General features: G+C 70.0%; 12 protein-coding genes. 5 read left to right on the forward strand and 7 right to left on the reverse strand.

Annotated features, from left to right (window positions below; genetic code table 11):
- Positions 1 to 183: 183 nt before the first annotated feature.
- Positions 184 to 1968: a glyoxylate carboligase gene (gcl, locus tag M2157_RS11330; protein WP_280865174.1), complete on the reverse strand. Its 1785-nt coding sequence runs from the start codon at positions 1966 to 1968 to the stop codon at positions 184 to 186.
- A gap of 200 nt (positions 1969 to 2168) precedes the next feature.
- Here gcl and M2157_RS11335 point away from each other — a divergent pair, with 200 nt between their 5' ends.
- On the forward strand, positions 2169 to 2846 hold the full coding sequence (locus M2157_RS11335; RefSeq protein WP_280861682.1) for a hypothetical protein: 678 nt from the start codon (positions 2169 to 2171) through the stop codon (positions 2844 to 2846).
- Positions 2847 to 3395: 549 nt separating this feature from the next.
- Here the strand turns inward: M2157_RS11335 and M2157_RS11340 are convergent.
- Together M2157_RS11340 and M2157_RS11345 are read right to left on the reverse strand one after the other, a co-directional pair.
- The gene (locus tag M2157_RS11340; RefSeq protein ID WP_280865175.1) at positions 3396 to 4982 is read right to left on the reverse strand and encodes an AMP-binding protein; all 1587 of its coding nucleotides are present in this window, start codon (positions 4980 to 4982) and stop codon (positions 3396 to 3398) included.
- Positions 4979 to 6646 (reverse strand): AMP-binding protein, encoded by a 1668-nt coding sequence (locus M2157_RS11345; protein WP_280865176.1) that lies wholly within the window; start codon positions 6644 to 6646, stop codon positions 4979 to 4981. The genes M2157_RS11340 and M2157_RS11345 overlap by 4 nt, the downstream gene beginning before the upstream one ends.
- A 117-nt stretch (positions 6647 to 6763) precedes the next feature.
- Here M2157_RS11345 and M2157_RS11350 point away from each other — a divergent pair, with 117 nt between their 5' ends.
- From M2157_RS11350 to M2157_RS11360, 3 genes are all read left to right on the forward strand, one after another.
- Positions 6764 to 7594, forward strand: a complete 831-nt coding sequence (locus M2157_RS11350; RefSeq protein WP_280863746.1) for a helix-turn-helix transcriptional regulator — start codon at positions 6764 to 6766, stop codon at positions 7592 to 7594.
- Between the two features lie 163 nt (positions 7595 to 7757).
- Positions 7758 to 10583, forward strand: a complete 2826-nt coding sequence (locus tag M2157_RS11355) for a LuxR family transcriptional regulator (protein ID WP_280865177.1) — start codon at positions 7758 to 7760, stop codon at positions 10581 to 10583.
- A 213-nt stretch (positions 10584 to 10796) separates the two neighbouring features.
- The gene (locus tag M2157_RS11360) at positions 10797 to 11588 is read left to right on the forward strand and encodes a serine protease (RefSeq protein ID WP_266509784.1); all 792 of its coding nucleotides are present in this window, start codon (positions 10797 to 10799) and stop codon (positions 11586 to 11588) included.
- Positions 11589 to 11708: 120 nt separating this feature from the next.
- Here the strand turns inward: M2157_RS11360 and M2157_RS11365 are convergent, their stop codons facing one another.
- Entirely contained in the window at positions 11709 to 12815 is a 1107-nt protein-coding gene (locus tag M2157_RS11365) for a winged helix DNA-binding domain-containing protein (protein WP_280865178.1), read from the reverse strand.
- A 153-nt stretch (positions 12816 to 12968) separates the two neighbouring features.
- Here M2157_RS11365 and M2157_RS11370 point away from each other — a divergent pair, with 153 nt between their 5' ends.
- On the forward strand, positions 12969 to 14141 hold the full coding sequence (locus tag M2157_RS11370) for a magnesium and cobalt transport protein CorA (RefSeq protein ID WP_280861687.1): 1173 nt from the start codon (positions 12969 to 12971) through the stop codon (positions 14139 to 14141).
- A 785-nt stretch (positions 14142 to 14926) separates the two neighbouring features.
- Here the strand turns inward: M2157_RS11370 and M2157_RS11375 are convergent.
- The 3 genes from M2157_RS11375 to M2157_RS11385 are packed head-to-tail and all read right to left on the reverse strand — an operon-like array spanning position 14927 to position 25546.
- Entirely contained in the window at positions 14927 to 15448 is a 522-nt protein-coding gene (locus M2157_RS11375) for a hypothetical protein (RefSeq protein ID WP_280865179.1), read from the reverse strand.
- Between the two features lie 29 nt (positions 15449 to 15477).
- Positions 15478 to 15999 (reverse strand): SMI1/KNR4 family protein, encoded by a 522-nt coding sequence (locus M2157_RS11380; RefSeq protein WP_280865180.1) that lies wholly within the window; start codon positions 15997 to 15999, stop codon positions 15478 to 15480.
- A 13-nt stretch (positions 16000 to 16012) separates the two neighbouring features.
- Positions 16013 to 25546 (reverse strand): LamG-like jellyroll fold domain-containing protein, encoded by a 9534-nt coding sequence (locus tag M2157_RS11385; protein ID WP_280865181.1) that lies wholly within the window; start codon positions 25544 to 25546, stop codon positions 16013 to 16015.
- Between the last annotated feature and the right edge of the window lie 175 nt (positions 25547 to 25721).

Here is a 25721-nt window from a genome sequence, read left to right on the forward strand (position 1 = left end):
TCAACCTCTGAACATGATTCAAGGGGCTTCAAGCGGGCCCTGCCTCGGGCACATTCTCTACGGGTGAGGCCCGCCGGCACGGGGGCGGCGGGCCCCGCGACGGGGGACGGCCTCGGGGGAGCCGGGCACGGGAAAGGGCGGTCCGACCATTACGGTGGGACCGCCCTTCAGCTGTGCGCGGTGTCAGACCTTGAGCGGCTTGATCGACGTCGGCGCGTGGCCCGGCTCCGTCGCGATCTCCTCGAACTCGACCACGTTGCCTATGTCGTTCGTCGTCGACATGGAGATGTTGGTGACCCGCTCCAGGATGGCCTCGACGACGACCGGGACCTGGAACTCGGCGGCGAGCTTCTTCGCCTGTTCCAGGGCAGCGCCCAGTTCCGCCGGGTCGGTCACCCGGATCGCCTTGCAGCCGAGGCCCTCGGCGACCTTGACGTGGTCGACGCCGTAGACGCCCAGTTCCGGGGAGTTGACGTTCTCGAACTCCAGGTTGACCTGGAAGTCGATGTCGAAGGCGCGCTGGGCCTGGCGGATCAGGCCCAGGTAGGAGTTGTTCACCAGGACGTGGATGTACGGAATCCTGTGCTGGGCCCCGACGGCCAGCTCCTCGATCATGAACTGGAAGTCGTAGTCGCCGGAGAGGGCGACGACCTGTGCCTCCGGGTCGGCCTTGGCGACTCCCAGCGCGGCCGGGATCGTCCAGCCCAGCGGGCCCGCCTGGCCGCAGTTGATCCAGTGGCGCGGCCTGAAGACGTGCAGCATCTGGGCGCCGGCGATCTGGGAGAGGCCGATCGTGGAGACGTACCGGGTCTCGGGGCCGAAGGCCTTGTTCATCTCCTCGTAGACACGCTGCGGCTTGATCGGGATGTCGTCGAAGTGCGTACGGCGCTGGAGGGTCGCCTTCTTCTCCTGCGCGGAGGCCGCCCAGGCCGAGCGGTCGGGGAGCCTGCCCGCGGCCCTCGACTCCCTTGCCACCTCGACGAAGAGCTCCAGGGCCGCCTTGGCGTCGGAGGCGATGCCGTAGTCCGGCGCGAAGATCCTGCCGATCTGGGTCGGCTCGACGTCGACGTGGACGAACTTCCGGCCCGCCGTGTACACGTCCAGTTTGCCGGTGTGGCGGTTGGCCCAGCGGTTGCCGATGCCGAGGACGAAGTCGGACTCCAGGAAGGTGGCGTTGCCGTAGCGGTGCGAGGTCTGCAGGCCCACCATGCCGGCGTTGAGCTCGTGGTCGTCGGGCAGGACGCCCCAGCCCATGAGGGTCGGGACGACCGGTGTGCCGGTCAACTCAGCGAACTCGACGAGGAGTTCGGCGGCGTCGGCGTTGATGACACCGCCGCCGGCGACGATCAGCGGACGCTCGGACTCGTTGAGGAGACCGAGCGCCTTCTCGATCTGCGCGCGGCTCGCGGCCGGCTTGTAGACCGGGAGCGGCTGGTACGTCTCCGGATCGAACTCGATCTCCGTCAACTGGACGTCGATCGGCAGGTCGATGAGGACGGGGCCGGGGCGGGCGGAGCGCATGAGGTGGAAGGCCTGCTGGAAGACGCCGGGGACCTGGGCCGCCTCCAGGACGGTGACCGCCATCTTCGTCACCGGCCTCGCGATGGAGGCGATGTCGACGGCCTGGAAGTCCTCCTTGTGGATCACGGCGGTCGGGGCCTGGCCCGTGATGCACAGGATCGGGACGGAGTCGCCGGTCGCGGAGTACAGGCCGGTGATCATGTCGGTGCCTGCGGGTCCCGACGTGCCGATGCAGACACCGATGTTGCCCGCGTGAGTGCGGGTGTAGCCCTCGGCCATGTGCGAGGCGCCCTCGACATGGCGGGCGAGGGTGTGGTGGATGCCCCCGGAGGCCCTGAGCGCCGCGTAGAAGGGGTTGATCGCCGCGCCGGGGACACCGAACGCGTCCGTGACACCTTCGCGCTTGAGGATCTCAACTGCCGCGCGGGCAGCGGTCATTCGAGCCATCGAGTACTCCTGCTTCGACTGCTTCAACTGCTTCGGCTGTCGGATGCGTACTCCCGTCGCGCCCCGCGGCGAGCACTTCCGTATCGCGGAATAACTTTTCTACTATCTGGAAGCAATGTAAGTGGGCGGGCCAGGACCGTCAAGAGACGAAGGTGGCCAAGAGACGGACAGAGGGAGGCCTCCTGGAGGACGATGAGGCCATGTCCGAGAGCGTGTCGGTGCGCTGTCCGGTCTGCCGGCGCGAGCACCTCTACGCGGCGCCGTCGTACCCCTGCGAGTGCGGCGCCCCCATCTGTCCGCCACTGGACCGGCACGGCGCGCCCACGGCCGTCACCCACCAGGTGTGGGAGGAGGCGTGGGTCGCCGTGGAGTGCGCGGCCTGCGGCCGCAAGGCCGAGTGGCCGCAGCCGGAGCTGGGCTGTGCCTGCGGGACGGTCCTGCGGATTCCGGTGGCCGGGGACACCGGCCCCGGGGCGGAGCCGGACGAGGACGCCTCCGCTCCCCCGCGCCGCGCCTTCCAGCCGATCACCATCCGCACCGCGCGCGACGCGGTGACCGTCGCCGCGCTGTATCTGCGCTGGCTCGGCTACCAGGACATCCGGCGCGCGGACCAGCGTCCGCCGTCCGGCATCGGTCTCGCGGCCCGCGGGCTGCTGGCCCAGGTCGACCCGACCGTGCGGCCGGCCTCGCTGCGGGACGTGGAGTGCCTGTGGCTGACGGCCATGACGGAGTCCGCGCACTGCGTGTACTTCTCACTGGCCGGCTACACGACCGAGGCCCGCGCCCGCGCCGACTCCCTCGGCGTCCCCCTGTTCGTCCTGGACCTGACGGGCACACCACAACCGGTGAACAGCCTGGCCGACGAACTGGGAGGTTAGGCCTCCGACGGTTCGAGCCGACTCCGACGACTGCCACGCCCGACGAACGGCAGGCTGAACCCGGCCGCCCGGGACTCCTCCCCGACAGGGAGCGGCTCGCGGACACTGGCCACCTGATGACCCCGCCCCGGCCCAGCCGTCCAGAACCACCCCAGGCTCCTGGCACACGAAGCCACCGGTCCCGCCTGCCCCGCGCAGTCACCGAGGCGAGCTACGGGCCGGTGACGGCCGCACCCCACCAGCCCGCCAGACGTTCGACATGAAGCCACCGGTCCCGCCTGCCGCGCGCGGCCACCGACACCGACGCGCGGCCGACGGCACCCGCACCCGGCCCACCAGAACCACCCCAGGCTCCCAGCACGCGAAGCCACCGGTCCCGCCTGCCCAGCGCAGCCACCGAGACGAGCTACAGGCCGGTGACGGCCCCACCCCACCGGCCCGCCAGAACCAACCCCAGGCACACGGCGCGCAAGGCACAGGAGGGCCGGTCTGCGCGTCGCCGGTGCGCGGCAGCCCCGTCGGCGGGCGAGGTACCGGTCGGCGGCGTGCTCACTCCCCCGCGTACGTCTCCCGCAGTTCGACCTTGCGCACCTTCCCGGACACCGTCATCGGGAAGGCGTCGAGGATCCTCAGCCGGCTCGGGATCTTGTAGTGGGCCAGCCGTCCCTCGCAGAAGCCGCGGAGGTCCTCCAGGGTCGGCGGGTGCGCCGGGTCCCGTGGGATGACGCAGGCCAGCACCTCCTCGCCGTAGCGCTCATGGGGTACCCCGACGACCTGGACGTCCGCGATCTTCGGGTGGCCGTAGAGGAACTCCTCGATCTCGCGCGGGTAGATGTTCTCGCCGCCCCGGATGATCATGTCCTTGATGCGGCCGACGATCTCGACGTAGCCGTCCTCGCGCATCGTCGCCAGGTCACCGGTGTGCATCCAGCGTCCGGCGTCCACGGCCTCCGCCGTCTTCTCGGGCTCGTTCCAGTAGCCGAGCATCACGCTGTAGCCGCGGGTGCACAACTCCCCAGCGGTGCCCCGAGGTTGGGTGACCCCCGTCGCCGGGTCGACGACCTTGACCTCGATGTGCGGCAGGACGCGGCCGACCGTGCCGGTGCGGTGCTCGAGGTCGTCGTCCCTGCGGGTCTGCAAGGACACCGGGGACGTCTCGGTCATGCCGTAGCAGATGGACACCTCCGCCATGTGCATCTCGGCGACCACCCGCTTCATCACCTCCACCGGGCAGGGCGAGCCCGCCATGATGCCGGTGCGCAGGGAGGAGAGGTCGTACGTCGCGAAGTCGGGGAGGTTCAGCTCCGCGATGAACATGGTCGGAACGCCGTAGAGCGAGGTACAGCGCTCCTGCTGGACCGCGCGCAGCGTCGCCGCCGGGTCGAAGGACGGGGCCGGGATGACCACGCAGGCGCCGTGCGAGGTCGCCGCCAGGTTGCCCATCACCATGCCGAAGCAGTGGTAGAAGGGCACCGGGACGCAGACCCGGTCCTGCTCGCTGTAGGCGATCGACTCGCCCACGAAGTACCCGTTGTTGAGGATGTTGTGGTGGGAGAGGGTGGCCCCCTTGGGGAAGCCCGTCGTGCCCGAGGTGTACTGGATGTTGATCGGGTCGTCGCAGGACAGCTCCGGGTACGCCGCGTCACGGCCGCCGCGCCCCAGCAACTCCCCCCAGCTCGGGTGGCCGAAGTACACGACCTCCCGCAACTCCCGGCACCTGCCGCGCACTTCGTCGACCATCGCCCGGTAGTCGCTGCTCTTGTGGCTGAGCGAGGCGAACAGCAGGGAGACCCCCGCCTGGTTGAGGACGTACTCGACCTCGTGCGTGCGGTACGCCGGGTTGATGTTCACCATGACCGCGCCGATCCGCGCGGTGGCGTACTGCACGAGCACCCACTCGGGACAGTTGACCGCCCAGATCCCCACCCGGTCGCCCTTGGCGACCCCGGAGGCGAGCAGCGCGGACGCCAGCTCGTCGACCTCGGCGCCGAACCGGGCGTACGTCCAACGCCGCCCGGACGGCACGTCGACGAGCGCCTCGCGCTCCGGCCAGGTGGCCACGGCCCGGTCCAGGTTGTCGCCGATGGTGTCGCCGAGCAGCTGCGTCGTGCTCACGCCGTGCGTGTACGAGTTCACCGGAAGTCCTCCTCGCGGTACTCGGCGTCCGACCCCGCCGCCGTCGCCTCACGCAGTTCGATCCGCCTGATCTTGCCGGACACCGTCTTGGGCAGCTCCGCGAACTCCAGCCGCCGGATCCGCTTGTACGGCGCCAGCGACTCCCGGGAGTGCTCGAACAGCACCTTGGCGGTATCGGGACCGGGCTCCCAGCCCTCCGCAAGGACGACGTACGCCTTCGGGACCGCGAGCCGCAGCTCGTCCGGCGCGGGCACGACGGCCGCCTCGGCCACCGCTTCGTGTTCGAGGAGCGCGCTCTCCAGCTCGAAGGGGCTGATCTTGTAGTCGGAGGCCTTGAAGACGTCGTCGCCGCGCCCGATGTAGGTCAGGTATCCCTCCTCGTCCCTCGACGCCACGTCGCCGGTCCGGTAGTAACCGCCCGCCATCGCCTCCGCCGTGCGGTCCGGGTCGCCGTGGTAGCCGGTCATCAGGCCTACCGGCCGGGCCGACAGGTCGAGCGCGATCTCGCCCTCGGCCGCGCCGGGCGCGCCGGACACCGGGTCGAGGAGCTCCACCTTGAAGCCGGGGCTCGGGCGTCCCATGGAACCGGTCTTCAGCACCTGCCCGGGGCTGTTGGAGACCTGGACGGCCGTCTCGGTCTGACCGAAGCCGTCCCGGATGGTGATGCCCCAGGCTCGTCGGACCTGCTCGATGACCTCGGGGTTCAGCGGCTCGCCCGCGGCCACCACCTCGCGCGGCTTTCGGCGCAGCTGGGTCAGGTCGGCCTGGATGAGCATGCGCCACACGGTCGGCGGTGCGCAGAAGGTCGTGACCCCCGCCCGGTCCATCTCGGACATCAGACGGCCCGCGTCGAAGCGCGTGTAGTTGTGGATGAAGACGGTGGCCTCCGCGTTCCACGGCGCGAACAGGTTGGACCAGGCGTGCTTGGCCCAGCCCGGCGAGGAGATGTTCAGATGCACGTCGCCGGGCCTCAGGCCGATCCAGTACATGGTCGCCAGGTGCCCGATCGGGTACGAGGTGTGCGTGTGCTCGACGAGCTTGGGGCGGGCCGTCGTACCGGAGGTGAAGTACAGCATCAGCGGGTCGTCGGCGAGGGTCGGGCCGTCGGGCAGGAACTCCTCGGAGGCGGTGTACGCGTCCTCGTACGGCTGCCAGCCCTCCGGTACGCCGCCGACGGCGGTGCGTGTGTAGTCGCCGGGCACCTCGTCGAACTTGCCGGTGTCCTCGGCCCGCACGAGGACGTGCCGCACCCGGCCGCGCTCGACGCGGTCGCGCAGGTCGGCGGGACCGAGCAGCGGGGTCGCCGGGATGACGACGGCACGCAGCTTCATGGCCGCGAGGGCCGTCTCCCACAGCTCCGCCTGGTTGCCCAGCATGACGAGGATGCGGTCCTCGGCCTCCACCCCGCGCTCGCGCAGCAGGTTGGCGACCCGGTTGGACCGTTCGGCCATCTCGGCGAAGGAGAGGCGGATCTCGCCGCCGTCCTCCTCGACGATGTGCAGGGCCGTGCGGTCGTTGCCCTCGGCGATGACGTCGAACCAGTCGAGCGCCCAGTTGAAGTGCTGCGGGCGGGGCCAGGCGAAGCCCTCGTACGCCGTCGCGTAGTCCTCGCGGTGCTGGAGCAGGAAGTCCCGCGCCCCGCGGAAGTCCTCCGTAGCCGTCATCTTGCGTCCTCCTTGGTGCCGGACCATTGCCGGGCGGCTCTCTGCCATCGTGTAATCCGTGATGCAGGTCTCACTACCCCCGAACGGGGGTGTGTGCCGCAGCGAAGGGACGAGCAGGTGTCGGTGAACGCGGGCGGAGCAGTGGAGATCCGGCGTGCACTCGTGCGGCTGCGGCGTACGACGGGGCTTCCGGTCGCCTTCGGCGGTCTGGTCGAACCCGACCGGTCGCGGGTCCGGATCAGCGAACTGAGCGGTACGGCCACCACCTCGCTCCTCGCGCTCGCGGTGACCTCGGGCAACGGCCTCGGCGGCAAGGCGGTCGCGCTGGCCCGTCCGTGCGCCGTGGCGGACTACTCCATGTCCCGGCAGATCAGCCATGAGTACGACGCCGCCGTGGCCGCCGAGGGGCTGCGCTCGGTGCTGGCCGTGCCGGTGGTCGTACGGCGCCGGGTGCGGGGCGTGCTGTACGGCGCTCTGCGGGACGCCCGGCCGCTCGGCGACCGCATGCTGACGGCGGCGGTGGACGCGGCGCGGGACGTGGAACAGGCGCTGGTCGTCGACGACGAGGCGCGGGACATGCTGGTGACGGCGCGGGCCGAGCCGCGGCGCGACGACACCTCCACGTGGGAGCAGGTCCGGGAGGCGCACGCGGCGCTGCGGGCGCTGGCCCCGCGGATCGGCGACCCGGCGCTGCGGGCCGACCTGCTCGACGCCTGCGCGCTCCTGACGCCCGATGCCGGGACCCCGAAAGGCATCGCTCTGGCACCGCGCGAGCTGGACGTCCTGGCCTGCGTCGCGGCCGGGGCGACGAACGCCGCGGCGGCGGACAGACTGGGCGTGAGAGCCGAGACGGTCAAGGCGTACCTGCGGTCGGCCATGCGGAAACTCGGGGCCAGGACCCGTGGAGAGGCGGTGGTCGCCGCACGCCGGGCGGGACTGCTCCCGTGACAACCCGGCTCCTCCCGTAACATTGGTAGACATCTCATTCATTCACGGGTGCTTTGAATTTTTCCATGCGGAACCGGTTGTTATTTCCCTCACCACCTCTTCCCGCCGAATTTCAAAGCACCCTGCCTAATATTGGCCAGGACACGACACAGGGAGGGGAGCGGTGACCGTGCCACGCGACTTCCAGGAGCCCGCGAGATGCCGCCCTGACCTGGTGATCGGACGGGACGAGCTGTTCGGCCAGGCCCGTGAGCAGCTGGCCCGCGGCGGCAGCGTGCTCCTGCACGGCCCGGCCGGAATAGGAAAGTCGACCGTCCTGCGGGCCCTGGCCGCGGAATACGGCGGAGCGGCCCACACGGTGTTGCGCTGTTCGGCCACCGAGTCGGAATCCCACCTCCCCTTCCTGGCCCTGGCCGACCTCTTCGGCCTGGTCCTCGACGACGTCTCCGACAAACTGCCCGCCGCCCAGCGCACCGCGCTCGAGTCGGCGCTGACCGGACGCGGTGAGTCCACCCTCCAGCGCGACGGCCTCGCCCTGCGCCTGGCCGTGCTGTCGGCGCTGCGCGCCCTCGCCGCCGAGCGCCCCGTCCTGGTCGTCGCCGACGACGTCCAGTGGCTGGATCCCGCCAGCCTGGAACTGCTCGGCTTCGCCGCCCGCAGGCTCGGCGACATCCCCGTCCGGATGCTGTGCGCGGTCCGGACCGACGGTCCGGAGTACGACCGCCATCTACGCGCGTTGCCACCGGACAGTCTCGCCGTCCGCTTCAACCCGCTCACCCGCGCTCAGGTGGCCGCGCTGCTCGACCACCGCGGCTACACCGGCCTGCAGCGCTCCACCGTCCGGGACATCCACCGCACCAGCGGCGGCAACCCGTTCTACGCCCTGGAACTCGGCCGCGCGCTCACCGAGAACCCGACCCCACCCCGCCCCGGTGAACCGCTGCCGGTGCCCACGTCGCTCCGGGCCCTGGTGCTCAGCCGCCTGGAGATGCTGTCCGAGGAGGCCCGCCGCACCCTCCTGGTGGCGAGCGCGGGCGCCCGCCCCACACCGGCCCTGCTGCACGCGGCCGGCCGCAGGGACGCCGAGGCCGAGATGGCCCAGGCGGCCGCGCTGGGCCTGCTCGCGACGGAGGCCGAGGGTCCCGCCGTACGCTTCGCGCATCCGCTGATCTCGGCCGCGCTGTACGCGGAGGCGCCCGCGCAGGACCGGCGGGACGCGCACCGGGCGCTGTCCACGGCGGCCTCCGACCCGATCGAGCGGGCCCGCCACCTGGCCCTCGCGACCATCGGCACCGACCCGGAGGTGGCCGCCCGGCTGGCCGAGGCCGCGGCCCTGGCCCGGGACCGGGGCGCACCCTCGATGGCGGCCTCCCTCGGACTGCTGTCGGCCCGGCACACCCCGGCCGACAGTGTGCCCGCTCCTGACGTACGGCGGCTCGCGGCGGCCGAGGACGCGATCACCGCCGGTGAGCTGGACCTGGCCCGGGACATCGCCCGTGACGTGCTCACCCGGGCCACCGTGCCCGCGGACCGGGTGCGGGCCTGGATCATCGTGATCGACACCGCGGGTCACGCCATGACCGAGGTCGACGCGGTCTTCCCGCAGGCGCTGGCCGACGCGGGCGACGACCCCGAACTGCTCGCCCTGATCCGCTACCAGCTGGCCTGGCGGGCCCTGCTCGTCGAGGGCGACTTCGACGAGGCCCGCGGCGAGGCCGCGCACTCGGCGGCCCTGGCCGCGAGGGCCGGCGACCGCTACAACGAACTGATGGCGCTGTCCTTCCAGGCCCAGCTGGAGACCCTCATGGGCCATCCGGACGCCCCCGCGACCATCAAGCGCGCGCTGAAGGAGCCCCAGGACCCGCGGGTGTCCTGCCACCACAACGGCGCCGGGTACTCCCGCTTCCGCTGGCTGATCATGAGCGACCAGCTGCCCGAGGCCCGCGCCACGGTCACCGCCCTGCTGCGCGAGGTGCGGCGGCGCGGTTCGGTCGAGAGCGAGGTGCACTTCCTGCGCGGGGTGGCCGAGACCGAACTGCGCTCAGGACACTGCGGGCGGGCGCTCGACCTGGCCCGGGAGAGCCTGATGATGGCCCGGGACACCGGGATCGGCGAGGTGGCCTCGGCCGTGCTCGCCTCCATCGCGGAGGCCTCGGGCGGCAGTGTCGAGCGGGCGCTCGAGCTGGCCCGGGAGGCGGTCGACCACGCCGAGGAGAACGGCGACCAGATGTACGAGTCCCGGGGCCTGGCCGTCCTCGGGTACGCGCAGCTCGTCGCCGGGGACGCGCAGGGCGCGGTCCGTTCGCTGCGCCGGGTGCGCGAGCTGGAGCTCGGGCTCGGCATCACGGACCCGGCGCGCGGCCGCTGGCAGGGCGACCTCGCCGAGGCCCTCGTACGCATCGGGGAGACCGGCGAGGCGCAGGACGTCATCGACGTGACGCGGGTGAACGCGCTCCGGCTGGGCCGGGAGAGCGTGCTCGCCGTGCTGGACCGGGCCGAGGCACTGGTGCGGGCGGCGCGCGGTGAACACGAGGCGGCGGTGGTCCAGTTGACATCGGTGCAGGATCGTCTCGCCAAGCTGGGCTACGGCCTGGAGGAGGCGCGCGCCGCCTTCGCCCTGGCCCAGCTGCGCACCCGGCGGCCGGGGCCGACGTCGTACGACGAGGCGGCCCGGCTCTTCAGGCGTTGCCGGGCGCTGCCCTGGCTGCGCCAGGTGGAGGCGGCCGCGCTGGCCCGGCCGACGGATCCGGAGCCCGCCCCCACCGCCGCGCCGGACGGCCTGGAAGGGCTCGAGGGGCTCGAAGGGCTGGCCGCGATGGAGCGTCAGGTGGCCGCGCTCGTGATGGAGGGCGCCACCAACCGGGAGATAGCCGCACGGCTGTTCATCAGCGTGAAGACGGTCGAGGCGACCCTCACCCGGGTCTACCGCAAGCTCGGGATCCGCTCCCGCGTGGACATCGTCCGGCTCGCGGCGGGACGCCGGCCGTAGCCGAGGGGTCGTCAGAAAGGCTCCGCCCAGGGCGGACCGAGGGTTTTCCCTGCCCAACTCCCTTAGGGGGTTCCCTCATTGGGAAGGGGAACTTCCGGGTTCTAGCTTATGAACATGCCGCTCGCCCGGGCATACGGGGGTCGGTCCCGCGACCCCCGTGTACACCCCCACACCCGCGCGACCCCCCACCGGCAACCCTGAGGAGACTCACTGATGTTCGGGCTCACTCGTGCGAAGAAGGCCACCGGCGTCGCCCTGGCGACCGCCGCTGCCGCCGCCACCGCGTTGCTCGGCGCCCCCACCGCCGTCGCCGCTCCCCAGCCCATCGTCGGCGGTACGACGACGACCACGACCTCGTACCCGTTCATGATGCAGATCACGGACGCCTCGCAGAACCAGTTCTGCGGCGGCACGCTGGTCTCCGCGACCAAGGTGGTCACCGCGGCCCACTGCATGGTCGGCGAGACCACCAGCAGTGTGAGAGTCGTCGGCGGCCGCACCTACCTCAACGGCACCAACGGCACGGTCAGCCGGGTCAGCAAGATCTGGATCAACCCGGACTACACGGACGCCACCAACGGTGACGACGTGGCCGTGCTGACGCTGTCGACGTCGATGCCGTACACCACGGCGTCCTACGTCTCCTCGTCCCAGACCAGCGTGTACGCGGCCGGCACCACGGCCCGCATCGTCGGCTGGGGCACCACCTCGGAGAGCGGCAGCTCCTCCAACCAGCTGCGGACCGCGACCGTGCCGATCGTGTCCAACTCCAGCTGTGCCAGTTCCTACGGCTCCGACTTCGTCGCGAGCGACATGGTTTGCGCCGGATACACATCCGGCGGCGTAGACACCTGCCAGGGCGACAGCGGCGGTCCCCTGCTCATCGGGGGCGTCCTGGCAGGTATCACTTCCTGGGGAGAGGGGTGCGCGGAGGCCGGCTACCCGGGTGTCTACACCCGGCTGACGACCTTCTCCAGCCTCGTGACCGCGCAGGTCAACTCATAGGTCCCCAGAGGTTCTCCTGAGCATCCCTCAGGTGAGAAGCCGGGGGCGTTGCGGGCCACCACGAGCGGCCCGCAGCGCCCCCTGTCCATGTGTGCGTGCTGCCTCAGTTCGTGGACCGGGTCACCTACCTACGACGGTCCCGAACCGGATGTCGTACGGCGTCCCCGGGTGCAGTGTGCCGAGCAGCCGCTGCCCCTCGGCGGTGACGTCCTCCTGCTGGGCCTTGGTGAGCCGGTCGAAGGGCTCGACGACGAGGGCGTCCGCGGTGAGCTTCCAGATGCCCGCGAGGAAACCGTCGACGAGGAGCGTGCAGTAGGCCTGGTTGCCCTGCCAGCTGCGGCCCCAGTACTCCTTGGGCACCACGCGGGTGCGGTCGGCGTGGGAGAGCAGCAGGTTGTCGAACTCCGGCAGGAAGCGGGGCGGCGCCGGGGTGTCCTCGGCGGGGCGGGACGCGTCGGGGAGGTCGAAGAGCTCGACGCCGTTCTCGTCGCGGAAGCTTCGCAGCTCGGGGCGGAGCCGCTCGAAGGCGTCGCGCAGGCGGGTGAGTCCGGCCCAGGTCTGCATGTCCTTGACGGAGGCGGGGCCGAACGCGGCGAGGTAGCGCAGGACGGTGGCGTCGGGGGTGGGGGTCGGCTCGGCGGGGCGGCCGAGCCAGTGCTCGGCCGTGGTGAGCGCGACCTGGCCGCTCCTGCCCCACAGCCCGCGCGGGGTGACCTGGACGAGGGGGAGCTTGCAGCGGGCGGCGATGGCGAGGGCCTGCGGGTCGGCGTCCGGCCACTCGGCGAGGAGTGCCTCGCGCAACTGCTTCATGGTGCGCGGCTCTGCCTCGACGAGTTCCCGGGCGAGGACGGCGAGGCGGTCGAGGTCGACGCCCTGAAGCCCCTTGCGGAAGTTGATGAGTTCGCGGTCGCGGGCGGGCTGCACCAGGGGCCGCAGGGTGAGGCAGTCCTCGGCGGTGTGGGTGTGGATGGTCGAGCGCATGGTGACGATCCGGACGACCTCGCGGTCGGCCATCAGCTCCGACAGCTCCTCGGGGGCGAAACCGTCGAGGCGGGCGGCGAGCGCGCAGTACGGCGGCTTGACGTTCTGGGCCTGGAGGCCGAGCAGATGTCCGACGGCGGCCTTCGCGGACAGGCCGGACCGGCGCAGGAGCAGCTGCCGGTCGAGGGTCGCGCGATTGAGGGCGCGGGGGCTGAGCACGGGGGCCGACGCGGTCGTCTTGGTCATACGGGACACGCTAGAGGTGCTTGCGGACAGTTTCTGTCCGCAACTCTCACCGAGAATCAGTGACGCCTCGCCCCTACGATGTCATTTGCCCCGTATACCCTGCTCCGTGATCACGCCGACATCGGCTCGACCCGAGAGCGAGAGGCAGCCACGATGTCCGAGCGACGCGCCCGCCCCGCCGCGAAGAGCTCCGCCGGCAAGGGTTCCAGGAAGTCCGCCTGGCGCCGTGCCCTGACCCCGCCTTCCGCCCCGCCTCAGGATCCGGCGCCAGGCGCTGAACCGCCCGCCCCCGAGACGGCCGAGCCGCCGAGCATCGTCCAGGCGGCTCTCTACCGCGACGGCGTGCGCGTCTCCTCCCCCGCGACGCTCGCGGACACCTTCCGCGAACTGCGCGAACAGCCGTCCGGAATGGCCTGGATCGGCCTGGCCCGCCCCACGGAGAGCGAACTCCTGTCCCTGGCCGCGGAGTTCGACCTGCATCCACTGTCCGTCGAGGACGCGATGGAGGCCCATCAGCGCCCGAAGCTGGAGCGCTACGGCGACACGCTCTTCGTGGTGCTCCGCGCGGCCCGCTATCTGGACGCCCCCGAGGAGGTCGACTTCGGCGAGCTGCACGTGTTCGTGGGCCCGGACTTCGTGATCACGGTCCGGCACGGTGCGGCCCCCGACCTCTCGGCGGTCCGCCACCGCATGGAGAAGACACCGGAGCTGCTGAGTCTGGGCCCCGAGGCCGTCCTCTACGCCATCCTGGACGCGGTGGTCGACGGCTACGCGCCGGTCGTCTCGGGCGTCCAGAACGACATCGACGAGATCGAGACGGAGGTCTTCCGCGGCGACCCGGAGGTCTCCCGCCGTATCTACGAACTCTCCCGCGAAATGGTCGAGTTCCAGCGCGCCACCCGCCCCCTGGTCGGCATGCTGCACGCCTTGATGGCCGGCTTCGCGAAGTACGGCACGGACGAGGAACTGCAACGCTATCTGCGGGACGTCGCCGACCACGTCACCCACACCAGCGAACGCGTCGACGGCTTCCGCCAGGCCCTCACCGACATCCTCACGGTCAACGCGACCCTCGTCACCCAGCAGCAGAACGCGGAGATGCGGGCGCTGGCGGAGGCGGGCTTCGAACAGAACGAGGAGATCAAGAAGATCTCGGCTTGGGCGGCGATTCTGTTCGCTCCGACGCTGGTCGGGACGATCTACGGGATGAACTTCGACTCCATGCCTGAGCTGAGCTGGCGCTTCGGATACCCCTTCGCGATCGGCCTAATGGGGGTGGTTTGCGTCAGTTTGTACGTTATTTTCAAGCGACGGGACTGGCTCTGAACTCGTCGCACCACGATCAGTCACTCTTCACTCTTTACCCTCGCATCATTCACGGTTCGCCCCAGAACCGGCCGTGGGGAGTCTCTGGGGAGAAGTGATGCGGTTGATCTCGTCTCCCTGCTCCTACTAGTTCTCTGACCTGGGGTTTTGATACCCGTCGGGCGCTGGGGAGTATCTGGGGAGAATCGGCTGACTTGCACCGCGCCTACCGGCATGGCATCGGGCCGCGGTAGGCGCCCGCCTTGCGACTTCCCCATAGCGGGACAGCGTCGGGAGGTATCGCAGACAGTGACATCAGTGCGAGGTGGATCAGGGACTTCTAGTGGACGGCGCGATGGCACCAGCGGCGCAGGAGCGTACGGTCGTGGCCGGCGGCGAGCCGGCCGGCGCCAGTGGTGTCGCGATCGCCGCACTCGGCTTCTCTTGTGCGAACTGCTCGGCCGCCCTGAACCTGATCCCCTCGCGGACTTGCCGGCGCTCGTCTGACAGACCGCCTCCCTGCGCATCCTCATAACAGACGGCGTACCGCGGCGCCGACTGAGCGAACTTCGGGACTGGTCGGAACCACCGCTGCCTGTCGCCAGGGACAACGACCAGGCACGGCTGGAATCCCGTGTGCTGCATGCCCTCGGCGAGGGACAAGGCCGCCCCCCTTTGGGCATCAGTGAAGTCCGCAATTGGACCCACGCCTGCTCGCACTGCCTGGAGGCGGGAGCACCAGCCGCAGCCAGGTCACCGTGGGATGGGACCGGGCCGGTTCCCCTCTGGGAAGCCGCACGTCATGGTCACTCCCGCCCGCCGATCAGCTCGGCCAGGGCCTGCGCACTCACCGAACCCGGATCCACCCGCGTCGCCCCCGCCACCGGACGATCGGCAACGACCGCGAAGCGGACGCCCCGCGGATGTCCGGCGGCGAGCGTGGTCGCCACGGCCGCGCGCGCCCCGGCCCCGGTGAAGACGATCGTCGAACAGCGCAGTTGCACCAGGGTGTTGACGTAGGTCGCGCCGTCCGCTTCGTCCGGGAGACGGTAGCGCTGCACGACCACGCTCGACGTACCGCCCGCGGCCAACTGTCGCATCGCCGCCCACGTCCTCGCGACGCCCGGATCCGAGTCGGTGGACGTCAACAGACAAGCCCGGGTGGCGGTGTCGACATGGGAGACCGGCCGAGGTGGGCGGGCAGCCGCGGGGTCGGAGCCGAACAGCCACACCAGAACCCCGATCACACCCGCCACAGCGGCGGCAGCAGCACCGAGCAAGGTCCACAGCCGAGTCCGGGAGAGATGAGGTGCGGTCGTCGCGGTCACGTGTTTCCTCTGCTCCACGAGTGCCGAGTTCAGTTCAGGGATTCGAAGAACGGGCGGTCGGGCGCGTGGTTGCGGGACCACACCGTCACGTCCTCGCCCCTGAGGTAGGCGAGCAACCACTCGCCGAACGTCATCTCGTGCAGAGTCCAGGCCGGGCTGTCGAGCTCCACCACCACGACCCGCCAAGGCGACGAGGGGGTGTCCGGAACGCGCAGGAAAACCCACTCCCCCGTCTTGGCCGAGGCCACCGGCATCAGCTCACCGGGGTTAGCCCCTGCCGGACTCGGCAGGTACTCCACCATGTCTTCCTCACGGAAGAGTTCGAGATCTCCCCTGATCGATTCTCCGAGGTTGTGCAGAAGGTGACCGGCGGGATGCTCCAGATAGAGCTGACCGTTGATTTCGACCGACCCGTAGGCATCCACGACCTCACGAAAGTCCGCCGGGAACTCGATGCCGAATTCCCGCTCCACTTCGATCCACGGCGCCGGGTCCGTCCAATTGAATCCGGGCCGGCCCAACAAAGCTCGGATCTCCGCAATCACCGTCATTACATGACCTCTTCTAGCATGTCGAGCCGACTCCGGTTCTGGAGTTGATCACAGTGCACGCATAAGTGTCCGTGATCCTGCCTTGGGGCCCGTACACGGCCATTCCCACCTGGACGGTCGTCGGAACGGCAGAGTGCGTGTCTCCGTATACGGGAACGACCGACATGAACAGGCTGTTGTTACCGTTCAGGGCCTTCCAGCCGAAGGCTTCCACCTTGCTCGCCATCCGGGCGTTCGCCCGGGCGTTCAACGCGACCAGGTTACGGACATCCTGACCGGTACCCTTGCCCCAATAACCTATCAGGTGACCGGCTTGCGGCCTTCCGCCGCCTGCCTTGATCTCCCCCATTCCGTCCGGCTCGACGGACGGTTCGCATTCGGGGCACTTCGGCAGACCGCCCGCTCCGGTACGCGACCTGCGATCGCTCTTGGTGAGGAATGCGATGGCGCCGGTCGCCCTGCATCCCTTGTTGCCCTGGTGGTCCGTGTATTCCTCCAGACCGCCGTAGATGCGCCCGCCGTCGATCAGGGGCGTGGCATCGCAGGAGTTCTTGCGCCCGTCGTCATCGTCGCCTCCGGTGCAGCCGCCGGTGACCACGCACACAGCGGCGGTGGTAAGCCCTGCCGCGACTGCCGAGACCGCGTTGCGGACCGAATTGCCGATGTTGATACGGACCGTGGGTGGTTGTGCCGCGGACGAGATCGAGTGCACCTTCAGATGCGCCTTGCCGATCGACGCCGTGATCTTGATGGCGTGGGCGCGGATCGCCGCGCGGCGAGCGGCCTCCGCGGCGGCGGCCGCAGCTGCGGCTGCCCGGGCGGCGGCCGCGGCCTCGGCCGCGCTGACACCGGTGCCGCCGCCTCCGCCGCAGTAACCGCAGTAGCCGCTGCCGCCGCCCCCACCTCCGCCACCGCCACCGCCCCCGCCCCCGGAGGACCGGCTGCCACTGCTGGTGCGGGTGCGGTTGTAGTGCTGCTGACAGGACATCGACCAGACCTCGGCGCACATGCCGTAGCTGCTCGTCGCGGCGCTGGAGTGGCTCGCGGCGGACGAGGAGGCGTGGCTGTGGGACGAGGAACTGGACGAACCCCAGGAGGACAGCGAACTCAAGCCGTCGGAGATGCTCTGGGACAGCGCCGAGCAGTACTTGATGCAGGTGCCGATCAGAGCCGAGCCCAGCAGATAGGCCCCGTAGCCCTCGCCGATGCAGAGGTCCTCCAGGCAGTGCCCGCTCGGATCCGTCCCGGTCAGGGGCTCGTCGTTCGCGTACGCGTAGTCATTCGCGTTGACACTCTGCCCCACCGCCGAGTTGTCGACCGTGTCCGCGGAGTCGAAGCTCCCGGTCCCCGGCGCGTACCAGCGAGCGTGCATGTTCACGTCGCCGGTGCTCGCGTCCGTGAACTCGCTCTGGTAGCCGACGCTCCCGGTGAGCGTGGTGGAGAGAGTCGTGCCCCAGGGGTCGTAGCTCGCGGAACCGGTCAGCGCGGTGCCGGTGGCGGTGAACTGGCCGATGAGGTCGTCGTGCAGGTCGGTCAGGGCCAGGGTGGCCCCGCTCGCCGAGGACTCGCCGGTGAGGGCGCCGGAGGGGTCCCGGCTGTAGGCCGTGGTGCCGTCGGAAGCGAGGAGGTTGGCGGTGCCCGAGTAGGAGAGGTGCGCCGAGCCGACCGTGACGGCGCGGCCCAGCGCGTCGTAGGTGTAGGACATGGATCCGGCGGTGACCTGCTGGCCGTAGGCGTCGAAGGTGTACGCCGTCGAGTCCCTCGACGCGAGCGTGCCCCGGGCCGTGTAGGCGTAGGTGTGCGTCCCGTCCGAAGTCAGCTGGTCGCGCGCGTTGTAGGCGTACGTCGTCGAACCCGCCGTCAGCCGGTTGCCGTCGGCGTCGTAGGTGTAGCCGGTGGTCGTGGAGCCGGTGGTCCAGGAGGTGAGGCGGTTCGCGTAGTCGTAGGCGTACGTGTTGGTGGAGGCGCCCTGTACTCCGGTCGTGGTCTTGCCGGTGAGGTTGCTGTTGTCGTCCCAGTCGTAGGCGACCGAGGCGACGGTGGCGCCGGAGGCGGTGGCGAGCGTGTCGGTCTTCTCGCGGTGCAGGGCGTCGTAGCCGAAGGTGCGTACGTCGCCCGAGCCGCCGTAGGTGACCGTCCTGGGCTGGGACAGGCTGTTGTAGCCGTACGTCAGTGTCGTGCCGGTCGCCGCGTCCGTGTCTGTGCTGAGCCGGCCGTCGCTGTCGTAGGCGTAGGTGCTGGTGCCGGAGGCGTCGGTGCGGGTGAGCGGGGACTCGTCGGCGTTGTAGGTGAAGGACGAGCTGCCGGCCTGGCCCGAGGTGCTCAGGATGTCGCCGAGGGAGTTGGTGTCGTAGTACTCCCAGGTGTCGCCGACCGCCGACGCCACCAGGTCCCCGGTGAGGGAGTACTGGAAGGTGCGGGTGGCGCTGGGGGCGTCGGCTCCCGTGGCGCTCTGTCCGGTGAGGTCGTCGAGGGCGTCGTAGGTGTTGGTCGTCGTGACGCCGCCGGGGTCGGTCTGCGTCACGAGGCGTCCGCGCTCGTCGTAGGTGTAGCCGGTGGTCCGGTCGGCGGTGGAGGTGTAGCCGGAGACGGCCGGGACCTCCTTGCTCGCGGGCAGACCGAGCGCGTTGTAGGTGTGGTAGGTGGTGTCGCCGTTACCGTCGGTGTAGGCGGTCCGGTGTCCGGCTGCGTCGTAGCCGTACCGGGTGGTGATGGAGGCGTTGTCGCTGACCGGCTCGGTCTGCTGGGTGAGGTCGCCGAGGGCGTCGTACGCGTAACTCGTCGTGTGGTGGCGGGCGTCGGTGACGGTCTTCAGTAGACCGTTGTCCGTGTACGTCGCCGACGTCGACGTCAGCACGGTGCCGGCGGAGTCCAGGTTCGCGGTTGCGGTCCGGCGGCCGGCCGCGTCGTATCCGGCCGTCTGCGCGGTCTGGTCCGGCAGGAGCGTCTTGGTGACGTCGCCGTGCAGGTCGTAGGTGTACGTGGTGGTGTCGCCGGTGGTGTCGGCGACCGTGTGGGTGCGGCCCAGGGCGTCGTAGGTGTACTTCGCGGTGACCCCGCTGACGGAGGCGGTCTGCGCGACCAGCCCGGCGCTGTTGTACGTGCTGTCGGTCTCCTGCTTCGACTGGGCGCCGGCCGCGGTGTACACGTACGCCCAGGTGCTGTTCGCGCGGCCGAGGTCGTCGTAGGCGAAGTGGGTGACGGCGCCGTACGGCGAGGTCTCGGTGAGGCGGTTGCCCGCGAGGTCGTAGGAGGAGGTGACGGTGCCGCGGGTGGCGGTGCCGGAGACCGTGATCGCCGGGTCGGTCTGCTTGACCAGGTCGCCCAGCTGGTCATAGGCATAGTCGGTCTCGCCCTTGGCGTCGGTCTCGCTGAGGACGTCGCCCTCGGCGTCGTAGGTCCAGGCGGTGGTGGCCGACGTGCCGTTGTACGAGGGCAGCGTGATGCCGGTCCTGCGGCCGTCGCGGTCGTAGGCGGTGGCGGTGATGTGGCCTTCGGGGTCCTCGGCCTCGGTGCGGTCGCCGAAGGTGTCGTAGCCGTCAAGGGTCACCGGGTAGACGTCGGCGGTCGCGCCCGTGCCGGGCGTGGTCGCGGTGATCGCCGGGCTCGTGGTCGTGGTGGGGCGGCCGGCCTCGTCGTTGACGTAGGAGGTGACCTGGTTCTGCGGGTCGGTCGAAGTGACCCTCAGGCCGCGGTCGTCGTAGGTCGCCTTCGTGGTGAGGGTGAGGGAGCTGTCGACGTACTGGGCGGCGGACAGCGGGTCGCCCACCGCGTCATAGGTGTACGTCCACTTCTGGGCGGGGTTCCCGGCCGCGTCGGTCTGCGCGGACGTCAGGATGCGGGAGTCCGCGTCGAAGGTGTACGCGGTGCTCTGGGCCAGGCTGCCCGGGTCGGCCGTGGTGGCGGTGGTGCGGTCGGCGGCGTCCACCGCGTACGTCGTGGTGAGGGCGCCGTTGGCCGTCGTCCTGTCGGTGAGGTTGCCCGCGTCGTCGTAGGTGTCCTTCTCGTCGACGTAGGCGGTACCGGAGGAGCCGGTGCGGGTCGACTGCTCGACCAGGCCGTTGTCGTAGTAGCCGTAGGTGGTGGTCACGCCGATCGCGTCGGTGACCGTGTACAGCCGCCCGCCCGCGTCGTAGGTCCGCGTCTCCAGCAGCTTGGCGGCCGGGGCGTCGGCGATCTCGTCCGAGCCGGTGTAGTTGGTCAACGTGGTGGTCAGGGGGCTGCCGTCGGCGTCGTACGTGTACGCGTACACCTGGCCGTCGGGATCGGTCTCACCCGTCTTGTTGCCGTAACTGTCGTAGGTGTACGAGGTCGTGTACTGCTCGGGATCGGTGACGGTCTTCAGCTGTCCGAAGGCGTCGTACGTACGCGATGTCGTACGGGTGGCATCCCCGCCGGTGGTGTCGGAGACGACGCTGCTGAGCGTATTGCCGTCCGCGTCATAGGAGTTGGTCGTCAGGGCGGTGTGGACGACGGACTGGTTCACGGCGTTCGTGGTGCCGGGGTCCAGCTCGGTGAGCGTCCTGCCGAGGGCGTCGTAGGAGTAGCGGGTGACCAGGCCCGCGGGGTAGGTGTCGGAGACCTCGGTCTTCGTGAGCACCCGACCGAGGGAGTCGTAGGTGAAGCGGGTGATCAGGCCGAGCGGTGAAGTCTCCTGCGCCAGATCGCCGTTCGCGTAGTAGAGGTACGACGTCACCGCGCCGCCCGGCGTGGTCGTGGACGCGAGCAGACCCGCCGGGGCGACGGTTCCGGAGACGTAACCGGCCGTGCTGGAGGTCGTGTAGGTCTTCTTCGTCGTCAGCCCGGCGCTGTGGCCGGTGACGGCCGGAGTGGTCGAGGCCAGCAGATTGCCGTTGCCGTCATAGGTGTTGACGGTCCGGTAGGTGGTGTCCGTCGAGCTCGACGACCGTCCGTCGGACGAGGTGAGCAGCTGGTCGTTGCGCGGGTCCGTGTCGGAGTCGGCGTTCAGGTAGTAAGTGAAGTAAGACGTCGAACACTTGGAGGACGACTGGTCCTGGCAGGTGGTGCGGGAGACCACGTCACCGCGGGAGTTGTGGCCGGTGGTGGTCACGTCGCCGTTGCCGTCGGTCGTCGTGTAGAGGAAGCCCGAGGTGTCGTAGCCGTAGGAGGTGGTGGCACCCGTGCCGTCCGTGTCGGTCAGCATCCGGCCGCCGTTGGAGAGGTCGTAGGTGCTGGTCAGCGTGTGATGACCGGGGTCGGTCACAACCACCGACTCGGTGGCGATGGTGCCGGTGGACTGTTTGTAGGCGTTCCACTGACCCGCGACCTGAGCCGACGTCAGATTGTGGTCGTAGAAGGCGACTTCCGCGAGGGAGCCCTTGAAGTGGCTGACCTCGCCCGGGGAGCCGAGCCAGCTCTTGGCGAAGCCCGCGCCGATGTAGGTGTACGCGTTGGACTGGTCGTCGGGGGTGCCGGAGAAGGTGTCCTGCTTGGTGCCGTCGAGGAACAGTGCCTGGCTGTCGTCGTCGCAGCTGAGCACCACGTAGTGCCAGGCGTTGTCGGTGACCGTCCCCGTGGAGCCGAAGTCGGCGCTGCCAGAACCGCTCACGCTCCACCAGTGACCGTGCAGCTTGCCGTCCGAACCCACGTACAGGACCGGCGTCCAGGTGCCGGAGGCCGCCGTGGCCCCGTCGATCGGCACCGACTGGTCGCCGATCAGGACGCCGGAGGTGGAGGTCTTGAACCAGAGGCCCACCGACCGCTTGGTGCCGGAGTGCAGCAGCTCGGGCGGGACGGAGACATAGGAGTCGGTGCCATCGAAGGCGGCGGCGGTGCTCGCGGTGCTGTCCTTCGCGCTGAACGGCCCACTGACGCCGAGGGTGACGTTGTTGTACGTGCCGTCACCGCCGTTGACCTCGTCGGCCGCGTAGGTCGCGGACCCGTCGTCGTCGGCGTCGCCGAGCTGCCAGTACCCGGCGGGGTCGGCGCCGAGCACCGTACCCCGGAAGACGGCACTGGAGCCGGCCACCGTCGGGGTGCCGAGATGCCAGATGCCGCCGTGCTCGTCGGTGACGTCGGTCAGCCGGTCGGCCGCTGTGTCGTACGAGACCGCCGCGACGGTACGGCCGGCCGGGCTCGCCGCCTTGGTGAGCAGGGCCGCGCTCGCGGTGCCGCTCGCGTACAGGTCGCCGGCCTGCGAGGCGGTGATCGGGTGGCTGTAGAAGGAGACGTCGGCGAGGGAGCCGGTGAAGTAGCTGACGTCGCCCGGGGAGTCGATCCAGGAGGTGGCGAATCCGGCGCCGATGTACGTGTAGACGTTGTCCTGGTCGTCGGGGGTGCCGGACAAGGTGTCCTGCTTGGTGCCGTCCAGGTAGAGGGTCTGCGTGGCGCCGTCCGAGCTGAGCACCGCGTGGTGCCAGGTGTTGTCGGTGACGGTGCCGGTGGAGCCGAAGTCGGAGCTGCCGGAACCGCTCACGCTCCACCAGTGGCCGTGCAGCTTGTTGTCCGAACCCACGTACAGCACCGGCGTCCAGGTGCCCGAGGCCGTCGTGCCGCCGACCGCCTTGGACTGGTCGCCGATCAGGACGCCCTTCTTGGACGTCTTGAACCACAGGGAGACCGCCCTGGTCGTGCTGGCGTGCAGCAGCCCGGCCGGGACCTTGACGTACCCGGTGCCGGCGAGGGTCGTGGCAGTGGCCGAGGACCCGGTGAGCGGACCGGCGGCCGAGCCGAGCGTGGCGTTCTTGTAACTGCCCGCGTCCGTCTGCTCGTTGGCCAGCACGGAGGAGGCGGCCGTGGTGCTGCCGGCGGCCTCGCCGAGACGCCAGTAGCCGCTGGGGTCGGCGTCCAGCGCGGCGGACGGGTAGTTGGAGCCGTCGACGTAGGTGTAGGCGTAGCAGGAGGTCGACGCGGTGGCCGGGCTCGTGGCGGCCGGCGGGCAGACCGAGGTGAGGCGGTCGCCGGTGTAGCCGTAGGTCCACAGGGCCGCGGTGGAGGTGTCGCCGCTGGTGGCCGCGTCCGTGGTGACGGTCTGCACGTGGTAGTGGGCGGCACCTGACGGCTTGGCCCAGGTGAGGAACAGGGTGCGCCCGGAGACGTCGTTCTTGACGGTGCTCAGCCGGTGCGAGGAGTCGTAGGTGAGCGTCTCAGTGAGGCCCGCGTGTGTCTTGATCTGCGACAGCAGCCAGATGTTCGTGCCGCCCGAGGTGCCGAAGGTGTACGTCGTTCCGGTCGTCTCGGTCAGCGAGTACCCGGCGGACAGTGCCTTGAAGGTGCCGTACGTGCCGATCGGCGGGGTGTATCCGGAGGAGGACCAGCCCCAGCGCTGCTGCTTGCCGCCGTCGTCGGTGACCACCACGCTCTTGGAACCGTCGTCGTCCATGACCGCGCGCATGTCCGCGAGCGCCGACCACCCCGCGCCGAAGGCCCCGGAGGTGCTGGTGTCCAGGGAGTTGTAGGAGCGGGTCGCATCCAGGGACGGGCCGACGGTGGAGACGGAGGCGTCGGTGGCAGCCGTGGTGAAGTTCCCGGCTTCCTCGTCATAGCCGTGCCCGCCGTTCTGCGCGAGCCGGGAGGCGATCAGGGGCTGTGCCACCAGGGTGGACAGGGACTGGGTGGCGCTGGTCGTGGTGGACCAGCCGTCGTTCGCGGAGACCGTCCAGTAGTACGACTTCGACCAGTTCAAGTCACCCGACGGCACTGTCCACTTGGTGGAGGTCTGCCAGCCGGAGGTGTCGGTCTGCGTACCGGAGGAGGAGTAGATCGCGAAGTCGTACTTGAGCGGGGTGGTGGGCCAGGAGTCCGGATCGACCGCCTTCACCTGGAGCTGCGGACGCAGTGAGGGGGAGGTGAAGTTCGCCTTGGGATAGGTGTGTTCGATGTCTGGGGCGGAGTTCTTGCTGTACGTCACCGTGATGTAGGGCGCATGGCTGTCCACCTGGGAGGAGTCGAACTTCTTCCACTGGTTCGAGCTGGTCCCCGAGGAGAACACCGACAGGCCGTAGTTGCTGGTCTGACCGAGGGCGATCTTCTGGAACCAGTCGGTGTCCAGGTCGGTGGTCTGCCACTGGCCGGTGCCCGTGGACACGGACGTGTTGCCGCACACCGTGCCGGAGACCGTGCCCGACCAGGTGCCTATCGAGGAGGACGTGGCGGGCCGGTCCGACCAGGACTTCTGGCCGGTCACCCACCACTGCTCGGTGATCGGCAAGACGTTGTACGAGGTGGACGAACTGCACGTGTACGCCCACACGTTGAACAGATGCAGGTCGGCGTCGGTGATCTGGTAGCCGTCGGTGTCCGGCAGTCCGAGGAACTTCATGAACGCCTGGCCGATGTACGAGCCGCCGTCCGGGGTGCCGACGCGCAGGATCGTGTCCGAGGAGTAGTCGGCGGTGTTCGGGTAGTAGACGTACGTCGTCAGGGTCTGCCCGGCGGTGGTCACCGACATCGTCGGGTCCACGGTGACCGGGAAGGCGATGTCGGAACCGGCGAGCCACGAGGGGTCCAGCGTCATCTTCACGGCGGGGGTGCCGTCGACCTCGGTGACGCTGTAGGTCATGGCCCAGTTGTCGTGGGACTCACCGGTCGTGGGGTCGACGTGGGAGTCGCGGGCGAAGGGCTGCGGGAGGGTGGCCATTACCGCGCCGTCGCCATCGACGAGGTCCACCGTGCCGTCGGAGGCGGTGGTCAGCTTCAGCCCCTTGAGGGTCATCGGGAAGACCCAACTGGTCGGCGCGTTCGCCGAGTTCAGGACGAGGGACTCCTTGACGCCGTCGTCGGTGGGGGTGAGCACGAGGTCGGTGTCGGGGAGTACGCCGTCGTACGTGACGGAGGAGCCCGAGGCGGTGCCGGTGACCGCGTCGGCGCCGGCCAGCGACCAGGACACCGACTCGCTGCCGGAGAGGGTCAGGGTGGCCAGGTCGCCCTGGGCGGAGGTGCCGGAGGTGACGATCGGGCTGGGACTCGGGGTGTCGTCCGCTGCCGTCTGCCAGGTGAAGGCAGCCGGTTCGACGGATCCGCCGGTCTCCACCGTGCCGGTGGCGGGCGCGAAGGACACTCCGAGGGAGTTGGACCTCTCGTGCCAGCGGCCGTCGGAGCGCTTGGCCACGTCGGTGTCGATGGACCGCCAAGTGCCGGACTTGTCCTGGTAGTTCATCCGGTTCTCGGACATCTTGCGGGTGAAGGACCCGTCGGCGTTCTGGAAATAGTCGAACTTCGCCCCCGACTTGGCGGCGACCCGCTTGCTGGTCCTCGTGTCGAAGCCGACGGGCACCTTGCCGGACAGCGTCAGCTTCGCCGCGGTGCCGCTGGGCGCCCGGTCGGCGGCGAGCTGCCCCTTGCCCTTGCCCGGCGCCCGCCCGACGGGGTGCCCCTCGGCGGGCTTCGCCGCGCGGACGTCGGAGGCCGAGCCGGTCTTCGAGCGCGGGCCCGAACCGTCCTTGCCCGCCAGCCACTCCCACAGGTGGCCGAGCCCCGAGCCCACCGACACGGACGGCTTCGTGGCCGCGTAGGCGGCGCCGCCCTCCTGCGCCCAGAAGCCCAGCAGCAACGACATCACGACGATCCACGCACGCCAGCGCGCCACCGGACGCATCGGACCCCCCGTTCTTCGATCACGCCTTCTTGCAGCTGCAAGTTGTAAGAGCCATGTGAAGGCGGGATCAAGATCCTTTAATGAGTGCGGGGAGAATGCACACCGGAACAAGGGGAAACACACAGCTTGCGACCCGCCATTCACCTCAGGTCAACCTACGGTCCCC

Source organism: Streptomyces sp. SAI-127 (genome assembly GCF_029894425.1).
GTDB lineage: Bacteria > Actinomycetota > Actinomycetes > Streptomycetales > Streptomycetaceae > Streptomyces.